Genomic DNA, 13,637 nt, shown 5'->3' on the forward strand with positions numbered 1-13,637 from the left:
TATTTGTTGACATAATAATATACGTGAATGTTTGACTGGCTAAATCAAAACTTAATTTATAAATTTATAAAATTCGGAGTCGTTGGATTTTCCGGTGTTTTGGTGGATTTTGGGATTACATTTGTATGTAAAGAGTGGTTCAAAATTCCTAAATATGTTTCAAATGCAATCGGCTTTACTGTTGCCGCTTCAACTAACTATTACTTAAATAGAATCTGGACTTTTTACAGTAAAAATCCTAACATGTTGCGCGAGTTTGGTGATTTTTTTATAATTAGCTTAATAGGTCTAGCTATCAACACCTTAATACTTTATTTATGCGTCAAAAAACTTAAATTAAATTTTTACTTAGCCAAACTGTTTGCCATAGGTGTAACCACTATTTGGAACTTTTCAGCTAATTACTTATATACTTTTGCGACTTGATAATTGTTCAAAAAAACAGATTGTAAGAACAAAACATATTTATAATAAGCAATATGCTTTCCGTTTGTATCCCAGTGTATAACACGTATATACGTGAATTGATAGCAGAACTTTCGAAACAGGTTAAGATGTTTAATCTTGATGTGGAGATACGTGTTTATGACGACAAATCAAACGAGGATTTTCGCGAAGAAAATCGTTCAATTGGCAATTATGATGGTGTGATATACAATGAGTTGCCTGAAAATATCGGCAGGTCAGCAATTCGTAATAAATTGGCAAAAGAATCACTAGGAGATTCGATTCTGTTTTTAGATGGAGACGTAAAAGTCATTAAATCAAATTTTATAAAAGATTACTACGATTATCATACTGATAATAAAGTGGTTGTAGGAGGTGTAGAATATGCTGATGAGTTGCCAGATGTTTCTTATAAATTGAGATGGAAGTACGGCAGACAACGTGAAACAGTTCCTGCAAAAGAACGTCAACTATATCCGTATAGATCATTTATGACTGGGAATGTTCTAATTCCGCGTGACTTAATGATTGAAAACCCTTTTGATGAGCAGATAGACGGATATGGTCATGAGGATACAAAGTTTGGATATCAGTTGAGAAAAAGAAAATATCCAATATTGCACATCGATAATCCTGTACAACACGATGGATTAGAGACTTCGCAAGAGTTTTTAACAAAAACGAGGATAGGTATTGAAAACTTAATAGCCTTGTGGAAACGTATGGACTACTCTGTTGATTTTGAGGCGACTGTTAAATTGTTAAAGACAGCCCAAAAGTTCAATAAGCTAATAATTCGTGGTCTAATACTATTATCTTTTTTTATTTTGCGCAAAGTTGTTGAGCAAAACCTGAAAAGCAATATTCCTAACCTTATTTTGTTTGATTATTACAAATTATGTGTAGCTTTAAGTGCTATAAAAAAGACAAGAAAAGAGTAAAACAGTTATACAAATAGATATGTTAAACACATTACCTAATATTAAGAATTTTAGAGATGGTAATTTTTTTCTGTTAGCCGGTCCTTGTGTGGTTGAAAACGAGGATATTACAATGCGCACAGCTGAGCATTTAAAAAAAGTTACTACAGAATTAAAGATACCGTTTGTTTTTAAATCATCGTATCGAAAAGCCAATCGTTCTCGCATTGACAGCTTTACAGGTTTAGGAGACCAAGAGGCACTTAAAATACTTCAAAAAGTTAAAAATGAATTAGAATTACCTATTGTAACAGACATTCATCTGCCCGAAGAGGCAGCAGTGGCAGCTGAAGTTGTTGATATAGTTCAAATTCCTGCCTTTCTATGCCGTCAAACAGATCTTTTGGTCGCTGCAGCACAAACAAAAAAGATTGTGAATATTAAAAAAGGTCAATTTTTGGCTCCGGGAGCTATGGAGTTTGCTGCAAAAAAAGTTAGCGATGCAGGAAACAGACAAATCATGCTAACCGAACGTGGCTCTACTTTTGGTTATCACGATTTGATAGTCGATATGAGAAGTATTCCGATAATGCAACAAACAGGCTATCCTGTAGTTGTTGACGTTACTCATTCTCTACAACAACCAAATACCACAAGTGGTGTAACAGGGGGACTTCCCAATTTAATAGAAACTATCGCACGTGCCGCCGTAGCAGTCGGAACAGATGGACTTTTTATAGAAACACACCCCGACCCAAGTATCGCAAAAAGCGATGGTGCTAATATGCTTCGATTAGACTTAATTGGTGGATTACTTGAACGTTTAGTCGCTATCAGACAGGCGATAAATAACTTTTAACTCTATTTTCTGTTTTTTACTGACAAAAGCGTGTTTTTCATCAACATAGCTATTGTCATAGGACCAACTCCGCCGGGAACTGGTGTGATGTAGCTACATTTTGGAGCAACTTCGTCAAAATCTACGTCCCCTCTAAGTCTCCATCCGCTTTTGGTGGAGCTGTCGGGCACATATGTTGTTCCTACATCAATAACCACAACACCCTCTTTTACCATATCGGCTTTTAAAAATCCGGGTTGTCCCAAGGCTGCAACTATTATATCCGCTTGTAGAGTATGTTGTTTTATATCTTTAGTTCTACTATGACAGAGAGTTACAGTACAATTTCCTGTTTTCGCTTTGCGAGACAAAAGTACACTTACAGGTGTACCTACAATGTGTGATCTCCCTAAAACAACACAATGTTTACCACTTGTTTCTATATTATATCTGGCTAAAAGCTCGATAATTCCCGCAGGTGTTGCAGGTAAAAAAGAGGGTATTCCTGCTAACATTCGTCCCATATTTATTGGGTGAAACCCATCGACATCTTTAGCTGGGTCTATAGCTTCTAACACTTTGGTTTCTGAGATATGCTCAGGCAGAGGCAGTTGTATCAATAATCCATCAATATCTTTGTCGTTGTTAATTTCGTGAATTTTATCTAAAAGCTCTTGTTCTGATATCGTATCAGTATATTCTAATTTTGTTGATTTAAAACCAAGTTCCCCACAAGTTTTAACTTTACTATTGACGTATGTTCTGCTTCCACCATCATTTCCCACTAAAATTACGGCTAAGTGTGGAACTTTTCCTCCTTTAGTTTTTATATTTAAAACCTCAGCGGCTATCTCATCTTTAATAGTCTGAGATACTTTTCTTCCATCAATTAATTCCATGTGATATATTGTTAATCTGTTAATTTCTGATAGGTGATTTTATTAATATATAATTTAAGATTTAGCCTATGGCTATCTTCTTGGCATATTTCTCATCATTTGCGGCATATTGCCTGACGAAACCATTTTCATCATTTTTTTGGTATCCTCGAACTGTTTTAAAAGTTTGTTTACATCGGCAACGGTTGTTCCAGAGCCGTCTGCAATTCTTTTGCGTCTTGATCCATTGAGTATTGCGGGATTTTCTCGCTCTTGTGGTGTCATAGAGAAAATAATGGCTTCAATACTTTTAAATGCATCGTCGTCAATATCCATATTTCTCATTGCTTTGCCTACACCAGGTATCATTGAGGCGAGCTCTTTAAAATTACCCATTTTTTTAATTTGAGCAATTTGCGCTAAGAAATCGTTGAAATTGAATTGTCCCTTGCTTAGTTTTTTTGTAAGCGAGGCAGCCATCTCTTGGTCGTACTGCTCTTGAACGCGTTCAACTAAAGAGACAACGTCTCCCATACCCAAGATACGGTCCGCCATTCGCTCGGGGTAAAAAACGTCGATTGCTTCCATTTTTTCGCCCGTACCAATAAATTTTATAGGCTTGTTAACAACAGATTTAATTGATATGGCGGCACCACCACGCGTATCACCGTCAAGTTTTGTAAGGACTACACCGTCGAAGTCTAATCTGTCGTTAAACTCTTTTGCTGTGTTAACGGCATCTTGACCGGTCATTGAGTCAACAACAAATAAAATTTCTCCCGGATTTATAGCTTTTTTAATGCCCGATATTTCGTCCATCATCACTTGGTCGATAGCCAAACGTCCTGCGGTATCAATAATAACAGTATCGTAGCCTTTTAACTTGGCTTCTTTAACAGCATCTTGTGCAATTTTTATAGGTTCTTTAGAGTCGGGATTGCTAAATACGGGAACGTCAATCTGTTCGCCTAAAATATGTAGTTGTTCAATAGCAGCTGGTCTGTAAACGTCGCACGCAACTAATAGTGGTTTACGCCAACGTTTGGTTTTCAGCATATTGGCAAGTTTGCCGGAAAATGTGGTTTTACCACTACCTTGCAGTCCCGACATAAGAATTATGGCAGGTTGACCCTTTAGGTTTATATCAGCCTTTTCGCTACCCATCAAGGCAATTAATTCATCGTGAACGATTTTTATCATTACCTGATTGGGTTTCAACGCTTTTAGCACGTTAGCGCCAATTGCTTTCTTTTTTACATCATCGGTAAATTGCTTGGCAGTTTTGTAGTTAACGTCAGCTTCAATAAGTGCTCTACGAACATCTTTAAGTGTTTCGGCAACGTTAATTTCTGTTATACTACCTTGTCCTTTAAGTATTTTAAATGATCTCTCTAATCTTTCTGCTAAATTTTCAAACATAATATTTATGACTTAAAACATGTAAAATCACACAAAAATAGCTCTATTTTTTTATTTTTGAAAGTGGGTTTTACAGTTTACTGATATTGACATCAAATAATATTCTGTTTTTATTTTGGATGATTATTTTATTTTTTTTAATATTGCTGACGCTTATCTAAAAAATAACGACAAATTAAAGACTATGGCAAGTATAAAAGATTTAAAAAAGTTTATTAACGCAATAATTGATGAAATAAATTACGATATAGAACTATACGTAGGTCTTAATTTAGATAAAAACCATACTGAGTCTCAGGAACTTTATGGAGATGTTTATAATACTCGTATAAAATATTTGCAGAAAGTAAATGAAAAGGATTTAAGTAAAAAGGATTATAAGAAAATAGAAGAAGATTTTCTTCATGAGGTTGATGAGTTAAATAAACGATTATGTAAAATAATTGGGGAAAGCTGATCAAAACTAAAATTAACGATGTTAGCGAACTAATATTTTGGTTCGTTTTTTTATTTACAAAAAATATATTTTTAAGCGAAAAATAATTAAAACTAAAAGCCGCAAGGCAATAAATGTATTACATTTGCCAAAAAATAATTTTACAAACTAATTTTAAATAATATGACAGAAGCTATTAAAAAGTCGTTGCGTGATTCGGCAACGGCGCGTTGGATTGTGTTAGCATTAATATCATCAACAATGTTTTTTGCTTATTTCTTTGTTGATATTGCATCGCCGTTAAAAACGATGTTTGAAAGAGATTATGGTTGGAGTTCCGAAGCATTCGGGTTTTATGGAGGACAGGAATTCTTTTTCAACGTCTTTTTAGGATTTCTAATCATTTCTGGAATTATTCTCGATAAAATGGGAATACGTTTCACCTTGTTAACTTCAGGGTTGACCATGATTATTGGTGCTTTGATTAAAGTTTATGCTCTGAAATTTGTTGATATTGATTCTCATAGCACTCTGTTTTGGATGACATATCCCAATACTGTTTGGGTAGCCTGTTTGGGCTTTGCGGTTTTCGGAGTTGGTGTAGAAATGGCGGGAATAACCGTATCGAAAACAATTGTGAAATGGTTCCAAGGCAAAGAGTTGGCTTTGGCAATGGGGTTGGAAATGGCAATTGCACGTTTGGGCGTTTTTGCAGTAATGTGGTTATCTCCAATTATTGCGGAGAAATACAATGGACCCTCTAGTTCATTTATTTGGGGTACAGCTTTCTTGTGTATTGGATTCTTGACGTTTTTGATATACACATTTATGGATGCGAAACTCGATAAGCAAGAAAAGATCGCTGAAACATCAAATCCAGAAGATGAATTTAAAATTAGTGATATTGGAAAGATTTTTTCAAATCCAGGATTCTTGGCTATTGCAGGTTTATGTGTACTGTTTTATTCAGCAATTTTTCCATTCCAACGATTCGCTCCGCAGATGTTAGCCAGTAAATTAATGGTTGAGGAGGCTATTGCTTCTAGATATGTGTCGATGTTTCCGATTGGAGCAATGATTTTGACACCTTTCATTGGATATTTCTTAGATAAAAAAGGTTTAGGTGCAAAAATGATGTTGTATGGAGCTATTTTGTTAACAATATCACATCTAATATTTGCATTGGTTCCAACTGAATCATTTAATGCATTTACAGCAATATTCACAATAGTAATTCTTGGAATAGCTTTCTCATTAGTGCCTGCATCAATGTGGCCCTCTGTTCCTAAAATTGTGGAAAATCGTTACTTAGGCTCAGCTTATGGATTAATATTTTGGATTCAGAATATAGGCTTGTGGGGTGTTCCAATGTTGATAGGATACGTTTTAACATCAACAAATCCTGGTGTTTCTGAAGCAATTCGAGCAGGCACAATGGATGCTTCTGCATACAATTATACAGTTCCTGAGTTAGTGTTTGCAGGATTTGGGTTGGCTGCAATAATCTTAAGTTTAGTTTTAAGAAGAGTTGATAAAAAACGTGGATTTGGACTAGACTTACCAAATAAAGCATAAAGTAAATTATAGGTTTAACCCAAAAAAACGGCTGAATTTCAGCCGTTTTTTTGTTTTTTAACCAATCTACAACTTATCATAAGCATGTTTAATTTGTGTCATTGCCTTTTCAACTATTGAACGTGGGGTACCAATATTAAGACGCATAAAACCCTCGCCTTCTTGTCCAAAAGAGATCCCCTCATTGACAGCTACTTTTGACTTGTTGTAAAAGAAATCTTTTAATTCATTTGAATTAAGCCCAAGATCTCGACAATCTAACCAAATTAGGAACGTTGATTCCGGGATTATAGCTTTTATTTTTGGAATTTTCTGTTTAAGGTAATTATCAACAAATTCGATATTGCCAGATAGATAAGATATTAAATCTTCGAGCCACTCCTCACCATAATTATATGCAGCGATTAAAGCCTCTGTTCCAAAAATATTACCACCATTTAAATGATAAGTGTTTAGCAGTTTATTATATTTTTCTAACATCAGCTTGTTTTCCGTAAACACGTAAGATGTGCTGAGACCCGCAATGTTGAATGTTTTACTGTGCGACATTACGGTTATAGAATTCATAGATGCTTCCTTGGAAATGCTGGCAAAAGGTGTATATTTATGTGGCTGATAAACAATATCGGCGTGAATCTCGTCAGAGATCACTAATATATTGTTTTTTAAGCAAATATCATTTAATGTTAGCAGTTCTTGTTTGGTCCAAACAGTTCCACCCGGATTGTGAGGGTTACTGATTATTATTGCTTTAGTTTTATTGTCAATTATATTGGACAGATTGTCGAAGTCCATATTTAATCTGCCGTTTTCTAATTTAAGAGGATTGTTAACGGTTACTCTATTTAAAGCGTTAATTGTTTGAAAAAACGGAAAATAAACAGGTGGCTGAACAATTATTTTATCGCCAATATCTGTAAGTTGCTCAATCGCAATGGCAAATCCAGCAACGACACCCGGAGAAAACGACAACCACTCTTTTTTTAATTGCCAACCATGTCTTCTTTTATGCCAGTCAATTATACTCTTATAAAAAATATCGCTCCTAAAAGTGTAGCCTAATATTTCGTGTTCTAATCTCTTTTTTATTGAATCGATAATGAATTTTGGCGTTCTGAAATCCATGTCGGCAACCCACATGGGAATAGCATCTTTTGCTCCAATAAAGGATTCCATACCGTCATGCTTAACGCAATTTGTATTTTTACGGTCAATTATTTCATCGAAGTTTTGCATAAAAATTTGTTTGAGTTCATTAGCATACAAATATAATACAGTTGAGTGGTGACTAGTTCTAAATAAAAAGAAGCCGCCTCGAAACGAAACGGCTTCTTTTTTTACATGGTGTTTAGTAAATTAATTTACACCATTTGAAAGTTCGCTACCTGCTTTAAATTTAACAGTGTTTTTAGCAGGAATTTGAATTTTTTGACGAGTTTTTGGATTTCTACCAGTGCGAGCTTTGCGTTTTGCAACGCTAAAAGAACCAAAACCCACAAGACCTACGCGATCTCCGGCTTTTAGTGCATCTGATACTGATTCCATGAAAGCTTCTAGAGCTTTTTTTGTGTCGGTTTTTGTCAAGCCAGCTTTTGCTGCCATTGCATCAATTAATTGTGCTTTGTTCATAGTGTCTCTTTTAAGTTAAAAAATCAATTATCTCTGTTTTATGCAAATATATACTATTTCGAATGTTTGGCAAATTTTTATGCAAAAATTTACACTAATTTTTAAAAAAAATGCTCTGTATATCAGGATATAAAAGGTAATAACGTGCATTGAGATTGTTTTTTTATTAAAAGATTAAATCTCTATTAATATGTAATATGTTAATTGTCAATGCGATATAAAAATCATAGAGTGTAAATAATAGTTTGAATTATATTTTTGAGATGTTTTTACAAAAATAATGTTAACGAATTGTTAATTTTTAAATTTTAAAAAAAAATGCTAGAATAGTGGGGTAATTGTTAAATAAACTATTGTATTTCGTTATCTGATATCAAAAATTGTGAGCTTTGAGTAAAAGCTTCATAAAATTTGCTATGTACTCTTGTCCTGATATTGTATTTGCTTAGTTTTTTGTTATTTGCATCTGGATAAATTCTATTTGATAAGAAAACATAGATAATTTGTTTTTCAGGGTCAATCCAAAAGTATGTGCCTGTAAATCCTGTGTGTCCGTAGCTAGACTGAGATATTTCGTTAAAGGTTGGACCCAACGTGTTTTTTTTAATTTCAGGTTTATCGAAACCTAAGCCACGTCTGTTATTATCATTGGCAAAATGTGCTGTTGTAAAGAAGTCAACTGTGCTTTTATCGAAATAATGTCTATTACCATACTCTCCTTTATTCAATAGCATTTGTCCAAATATTGCAACTTCTGTCGCATTGCCGAACAATCCGGCATGACCACTTTTCCCACCTAATAATGCAGCACCTTGATCGTGTACATATCCATGTATTAGCTGTTTCCTAAATATTGTATCGTTTTCGGTAGGTACGATTCTATCTATATCAAAATGCTTTGACGGATAAAACTTTAAATTATTTAGTGAAAGGGGTTTATAAAATAGGCTATCAATAAGTTCGTCAATCTCTTTATATTCAATGTATTCAATTAAATGCATAAAATGATAAAATGGAATGTCACTGTATAGGTATTCCTTTTTGGGATTTAATGGGGTTGTGTCAAGTATATGGAATATGGTATCAGCTATTTCGGGAATAGTAAACAGGTTTTTTGCTACGGGAATAAAAAAATTTCCTGTGTCGATAGTCGAATAGTATCCCGGTTTGTAATTTAATGAATCATCAAGAGTTAACCTATAAAAAGGTATCCAAGGTTTGAATTTAGCCTGATGTGCTAGCATATCAATTATCGGAATATCGAGCTTATCAGGCTCTAATGGCAAATAGTGCCCCAATGGCGTATTAAGTTTTAGTTTTTTCTGTTCATATAGATGCATTAATAATGGTGTGGTAACCAATATTTTAGTAAGTGAAGCTAAATCGTAAATACTATTGTCAGAAACGGCGATAATTGAATCGTAGGTGTGGTATCCAATGTTTTTGTTATAAAACACATAGCCGTTTTTCGCGCACAAAACTTGAGCTCCTGGGGTCATTTTATTGATTATAGCACTGTTCATTAAATCATCTATTTCGTTTAATTTAGAAATATCTGCCCCAATTGTTTTTGGATGAATAAATCCCAATCTTGTTTTTTTTGTTGTCAGTCCCGTGTTGACTTTGAACTCTTCTAACGAAACAGGGAGTTTGCCTTTCGTATCAATGCCACCAAAAATGGTTTGTGCTGCATAATCATTTGTATAAGGATTATCTTCGTAAGTAACTATAATTGAGTTTATCTGTTTAGTTTGAACACTATTTAAAACATAAGGATTGCCAAATACCACTAATATTACTTTACTGTTTTTTGATATATTATTTATAAATTCAATGATTTGAGAGCTTACACCATAATTATTAGCAGGATATTGAGAAATTCCATGCCATGCAATAACCACATATGGCAATGTTGATGCTTTATTAATTATAAGCTGTTTTTCGGGAGCGGTTGTATGTTTTGTTACTGTATTACAACTTATTTGTGAATAATTTTTTGCTCGGTTGATAAAGTTATTGTTTTCAGACGACTCAATATTGATAACGTACAAATCGTTTTCAACTGATTGCAAAGGGATTAAATCATTGTGATTTGATAATAGTGTTATTGCTTCGGCTGCTATAGAATGATTAAGGTATTCTGTTTCACCTGTTTGTAAATCGGCTATAAGGTTGTCAGTTTCAATTGGTTTATATTCATTCAGGTGCGCATAGAATTTTGCTCCCAATATTTTTTTACATCTTCTGTTGATTTCCTTGATATCAATTTCTTTGTTTTTAACAGCCTTTTCAATTCTCTTTATTGACTTTTCAACGTCTGGTGGAAATAAAATAATATCGTTGCCTGCCTTAAAAGCCATAAGCGCAGCTTCTTCGGGTTTATATTTATTAGCAACTCCACCCATATTCATTGCGTCGGTATAGATTATACCCTTAAATCCGTATTTATCTATTAATAAGTCGGTTACGATTTCTTTGGACAAAGTTGCAGGAATTGCCTGAGAAGGATTAAATGCTGTTATATGCATGTGCGCTACCATAATTCCTGTTAATCCCAAGTCTATAAGGTGTTTAAAAGGATATAGCTCATTTTGTTCAAGATGTTTACGCGAATGATTGAGAACAGGAAGATTATGGTGTGAATCGGTGTCGGTATCGCCATGTCCAGGAAAATGTTTTGCTGATACGAGCAGTCCATTGTCTTGCATGCCGGCCATATATGCGTAACCTCGTCTTAAAACTTGTTTCTTGTCTTCTCCAAAAGAGCGACTGTTTATCACAGGGTTTTTAGGATTGTTATTTATATCGAGAACAGGTGCAAAGTTTATATGTATTCCCATAAGACGACACTGACGGGCTATTTCAGTGCCCATATCGTATATCAGTTCCTCATTATTAATTGCCCCTAACATCATTTGACGTGGAAAAGGTTTGATACTGTCTAATCTCATTGACAAACCCCATTCGCCGTCAATTGCTATTAGTAGTGGTGTTTTTGCAATTGACTGAATATGATTTGTGAATATAGCTTGCCTAATAGGAGAGCCCTTCATAAAAATTACTCCGCCTATATTGTACTTTTTTATCTGCCCTGATATGGCATTAATATGTTCTGTGCCTTGGTTTGAGTAGGCACTAATCATCATCAACTGTCCAATACGTTCGCGTAGAGTTAGTGAGTTAAACACAGAATCAACCCAATGATTTGCTGTATCAATAATAAAAGGTTCAGATTCTATGTTGTCAATGTTTTTAACACGCTCATTAAAACTTTTATAAGTGTTGGGATATGTTGATCCAAACAATATAATTAATAAAACCAAAGTGGTTAATAGTCTCATTTTTAGTTGCATATATATGATATTAGCTTTGAGAAATATATGACAAGATATCTTTTAAGATTAAAGCATGATCGAAAGCTAAGGGAGGTATTTCATTAATAGAGAACCATTTAGCATTCAATGCATCGTCTCCTGCAGAAACAAGGCTGGTTTTGTTGAAATATCCAATAAATACAGTTGAAATTGTTCTATGACGAGGATCGCGGTCAATTGCATCGTAAGTTTTGAATTGTGTTAATTTAACATTTTTTACACCTGTCTCTTCAAACAGTTCGCGATGTGCTGTTTCGATTAGTGTTTCGTTCATTTCCATAAATCCTCCTGGAAATGCCCACTGATTTTGATAGGGGGGATTTTTTCTTTGAATAAGCAGAACAGAGAGGTTGCAATCATTTTTGTCAATCAAAACAATATCGGCAGTGACTGCCGGTCTGGGGTATTGGTATGTAAAAGCCATATTTAATTAGATATTCAATCGTTTTATGATTCTTAAGTGGTGTGTGTAGCTCTTTATATCGTTATTATATATACCTTGATGATTTAGAGAGTCAATTCTAACGCTGCCCGATGAGTGTATAATCTTGTTGTCTTCTAGGGCAATGCCAACGTGAGTTATTTTTTCAATGTCGCCAAAGAAAACCAAATCAGCGGGTTTTATCATATCAAAAAAGTTTATAGTTTCGCCATATTCAACTTGCATATATGCATCGCGAGGGAGTTTAATATTGTTGATTTTGAACACAGTTTGAACAAAACCTGAACAATCGCAACCAAACGCCGAGCGACCGCCCCACAGGTAAGGAACACCTAAAAACATTTCAGCTGTTTTTATAATACTTTGAATTGTTGGCTGTTTCGTTTCTGTTTTTACTTGTTCTTTTTCTGTATAATATTCAGCTCCTGCAGGAAGCCATACAAGCTTATTATTAATGGTATGTTTTTCAAAAAGTTTATCAGAAATAAGTTTCGTATTGTTGGCTCCAACAGATATCTTTTCTACACATTTTTTATCAATCCAGCCTTCATAATCATCGTATAAAATCCTTATGTTGAGCCAATTATCTTGTGCTGATAATATTTCAACCTCTTCTCCGTAAAGTATTTGTGAAACCATTTCTGATTGTTCATAAGGTTCTCTACGAAGTGGTAAAGCAGATACAGAGCATATGATTATTTTTTTTGCTTGATTATCGCTAGACATAACATGTTGATTTTATGTTAAATACTTGATGAATTTTAAAATACACAAGTTCATACAAAAATAATAAAAATAGCTCTGAAACAAACATTACGGCAATATTTGGCAATAGTAAAATATTGTAGCTTATGTTTTTTACATCAATTTGTGTTAATATTGTAGTTTGGCATAAGAAAATTAGTTTGTTGGAAAAATATTTTAACTATTAAACTGTAAATACGTGGAAACAAGTAATTTGGTTGAGTATTTAAAAGATTTTGTGGTTGATGAGAGAGTTCAAACGTTTCTAAAGGTGTTAAATAATCGCACACGATATATTTCTGTTTTATTAGAGGACGTTTACCAACCGCACAACGCAAGTGCAGTATTGCGAAGTTGTGACTGTTTTGGAATTCAAGATATTCATGTCGTAGAAAAGCGTACAGAGTTTAGTCCCGACAAAGAGATCACGATGGGTTCGGATAAGTGGTTAAGTATAAGTAGATACGGTGGAGACTCCCCACTTAAAGATAGTTTAAAAGTATTAAGAAGTAGAGGCTATAGGATTGTTGCCACAACTCCGCATATAGATGATTGCCAGATATTTGAGTTTGACATAAAAAAAGGACCTTTTGTATTGATGTTCGGCTCAGAGCTAAATGGGTTGAGTAAGAGTGCTTTAGATAGTGCAGACGAGTTTGTTAAAATTCCGATGTATGGTTTTACTGAGAGTTTAAATATATCTGTTTCAGCTGCCATAATATTGCAATATTTTTCAATGCAAATCAGAAATTTAGATATTGATTGGAGACTTAGTGATGCTGAGAAAAATGAAGTTATGTTATCTTGGTTAATGAGAAGCATTAAAGATAGTAAAAGAATAGTTGAAAGATATTCTAAAACAAATAAGCCGACCTAAATTTGATTGATTTCAATAAGTTGTCGTGTAGCTTAAACAGTGAAAATTATAATCCTGT

At 34.1% G+C, this 13,637-nt stretch carries 13 protein-coding genes; 6 read left to right on the plus strand and 7 right to left on the minus strand.

The window, feature by feature from the left end; all coding sequences use genetic code 11:
- Positions 1-27: 27 nt before the first annotated feature.
- The 3 genes from GX311_08300 to kdsA are packed head-to-tail and all read left to right on the plus strand — an operon-like array spanning position 28 to position 2,226.
- The gene (locus tag GX311_08300; GenBank protein ID NLK16382.1) at positions 28-426 is read left to right on the plus strand and encodes a GtrA family protein; all 399 of its coding nucleotides are present in this window, start codon (positions 28-30) and stop codon (positions 424-426) included.
- 53 nt (positions 427-479) lie between these two features.
- Complete coding sequence (locus GX311_08305) at positions 480-1,388, plus strand: glycosyltransferase family 2 protein (protein ID NLK16383.1); 909 nt, start codon at positions 480-482, stop codon at positions 1,386-1,388.
- A 19-nt stretch (positions 1,389-1,407) separates the two neighbouring features.
- Positions 1,408-2,226 carry a 3-deoxy-8-phosphooctulonate synthase gene (gene kdsA / locus GX311_08310; GenBank protein ID NLK16384.1) on the plus strand — a complete coding sequence of 273 codons (819 nt, stop codon included), beginning with the start codon at positions 1,408-1,410 and terminating at the stop codon, positions 2,224-2,226.
- Between the two features lie 2 nt (positions 2,227-2,228).
- Here kdsA and GX311_08315 read toward each other — a convergent pair whose 3' ends face one another.
- Together GX311_08315 and ffh are read right to left on the minus strand one after the other, a co-directional pair.
- Positions 2,229-3,104 carry a bifunctional 5,10-methylene-tetrahydrofolate dehydrogenase/5,10-methylene-tetrahydrofolate cyclohydrolase gene (locus tag GX311_08315; GenBank protein ID NLK16385.1) on the minus strand — a complete coding sequence of 292 codons (876 nt, stop codon included), beginning with the start codon at positions 3,102-3,104 and terminating at the stop codon, positions 2,229-2,231.
- Positions 3,105-3,176: 72 nt separating this feature from the next.
- Positions 3,177-4,502 carry a signal recognition particle protein gene (gene ffh, locus GX311_08320; GenBank protein ID NLK16386.1) on the minus strand — a complete coding sequence of 442 codons (1,326 nt, stop codon included), beginning with the start codon at positions 4,500-4,502 and terminating at the stop codon, positions 3,177-3,179.
- 184 nt (positions 4,503-4,686) lie between these two features.
- Between ffh and GX311_08325 the strand changes: the two genes are divergently transcribed.
- Together GX311_08325 and GX311_08330 are read left to right on the plus strand one after the other, a co-directional pair.
- Positions 4,687-4,959 carry a hypothetical protein gene (locus GX311_08325; GenBank protein ID NLK16387.1) on the plus strand — a complete coding sequence of 91 codons (273 nt, stop codon included), beginning with the start codon at positions 4,687-4,689 and terminating at the stop codon, positions 4,957-4,959.
- 162 nt (positions 4,960-5,121) lie between these two features.
- Positions 5,122-6,513, plus strand: coding sequence for a major facilitator superfamily domain-containing protein 1 (locus GX311_08330; protein ID NLK16388.1), 1,392 nt, complete (start codon positions 5,122-5,124; stop codon positions 6,511-6,513).
- Between the two features lie 66 nt (positions 6,514-6,579).
- Here GX311_08330 and GX311_08335 read toward each other — a convergent pair whose 3' ends face one another.
- From GX311_08335 to GX311_08355, 5 genes are all read right to left on the minus strand, one after another.
- Positions 6,580-7,749, minus strand: coding sequence for a pyridoxal phosphate-dependent aminotransferase (locus tag GX311_08335; GenBank protein ID NLK16389.1), 1,170 nt, complete (start codon positions 7,747-7,749; stop codon positions 6,580-6,582).
- Between the two features lie 120 nt (positions 7,750-7,869).
- Entirely contained in the window at positions 7,870-8,142 is a 273-nt protein-coding gene (locus tag GX311_08340; GenBank protein NLK16390.1) for an HU family DNA-binding protein, read from the minus strand.
- Between the two features lie 350 nt (positions 8,143-8,492).
- Entirely contained in the window at positions 8,493-11,483 is a 2,991-nt protein-coding gene (locus tag GX311_08345) for a serine hydrolase (GenBank protein ID NLK16391.1), read from the minus strand.
- 22 nt (positions 11,484-11,505) lie between these two features.
- Positions 11,506-11,940: an NUDIX hydrolase gene (locus GX311_08350; GenBank protein NLK16392.1), complete on the minus strand. Its 435-nt coding sequence runs from the start codon at positions 11,938-11,940 to the stop codon at positions 11,506-11,508.
- Positions 11,941-11,946: 6 nt separating this feature from the next.
- The gene (locus GX311_08355) at positions 11,947-12,684 is read right to left on the minus strand and encodes a C40 family peptidase (protein ID NLK16393.1); all 738 of its coding nucleotides are present in this window, start codon (positions 12,682-12,684) and stop codon (positions 11,947-11,949) included.
- 217 nt (positions 12,685-12,901) lie between these two features.
- On the opposite strand from GX311_08355, the gene GX311_08360 reads away from it, so the two are divergent.
- Positions 12,902-13,579 (plus strand): RNA methyltransferase, encoded by a 678-nt coding sequence (locus GX311_08360; GenBank protein NLK16394.1) that lies wholly within the window; start codon positions 12,902-12,904, stop codon positions 13,577-13,579.
- Positions 13,580-13,637 lie beyond the last annotated feature (58 nt).

The organism is Bacteroidales bacterium, from assembly GCA_012519055.1.
GTDB lineage: Bacteria > Bacteroidota > Bacteroidia > Bacteroidales > Salinivirgaceae > JAAYQU01.

What these genes read in the sequence shown, in the direction of transcription:
- GX311_08300 (NLK16382.1), top strand. Translation starts at nt 28, where the DNA reads ATGTTTGACTGGCTAAATCAAAACTTAATTTATAAATTTATAAAATTC.
- GX311_08305 (NLK16383.1), top strand. Translation starts at nt 480, where the DNA reads ATGCTTTCCGTTTGTATCCCAGTGTATAACACGTATATACGTGAATTG.
- kdsA (NLK16384.1), top strand. Translation starts at nt 1,408, where the DNA reads ATGTTAAACACATTACCTAATATTAAGAATTTTAGAGATGGTAATTTT.
- GX311_08315 (NLK16385.1), bottom strand. Translation starts at nt 3,104, where the DNA reads ATGGAATTAATTGATGGAAGAAAAGTATCTCAGACTATTAAAGATGAG.
- ffh (NLK16386.1), bottom strand. Translation starts at nt 4,502, where the DNA reads ATGTTTGAAAATTTAGCAGAAAGATTAGAGAGATCATTTAAAATACTT.
- GX311_08325 (NLK16387.1), top strand. Translation starts at nt 4,687, where the DNA reads ATGGCAAGTATAAAAGATTTAAAAAAGTTTATTAACGCAATAATTGAT.
- GX311_08330 (NLK16388.1), top strand. Translation starts at nt 5,122, where the DNA reads ATGACAGAAGCTATTAAAAAGTCGTTGCGTGATTCGGCAACGGCGCGT.
- GX311_08335 (NLK16389.1), bottom strand. Translation starts at nt 7,749, where the DNA reads ATGCAAAACTTCGATGAAATAATTGACCGTAAAAATACAAATTGCGTT.
- GX311_08340 (NLK16390.1), bottom strand. Translation starts at nt 8,142, where the DNA reads ATGAACAAAGCACAATTAATTGATGCAATGGCAGCAAAAGCTGGCTTG.
- GX311_08345 (NLK16391.1), bottom strand. Translation starts at nt 11,483, where the DNA reads ATGAGACTATTAACCACTTTGGTTTTATTAATTATATTGTTTGGATCA.
- GX311_08350 (NLK16392.1), bottom strand. Translation starts at nt 11,940, where the DNA reads ATGGCTTTTACATACCAATACCCCAGACCGGCAGTCACTGCCGATATT.
- GX311_08355 (NLK16393.1), bottom strand. Translation starts at nt 12,684, where the DNA reads ATGTCTAGCGATAATCAAGCAAAAAAAATAATCATATGCTCTGTATCT.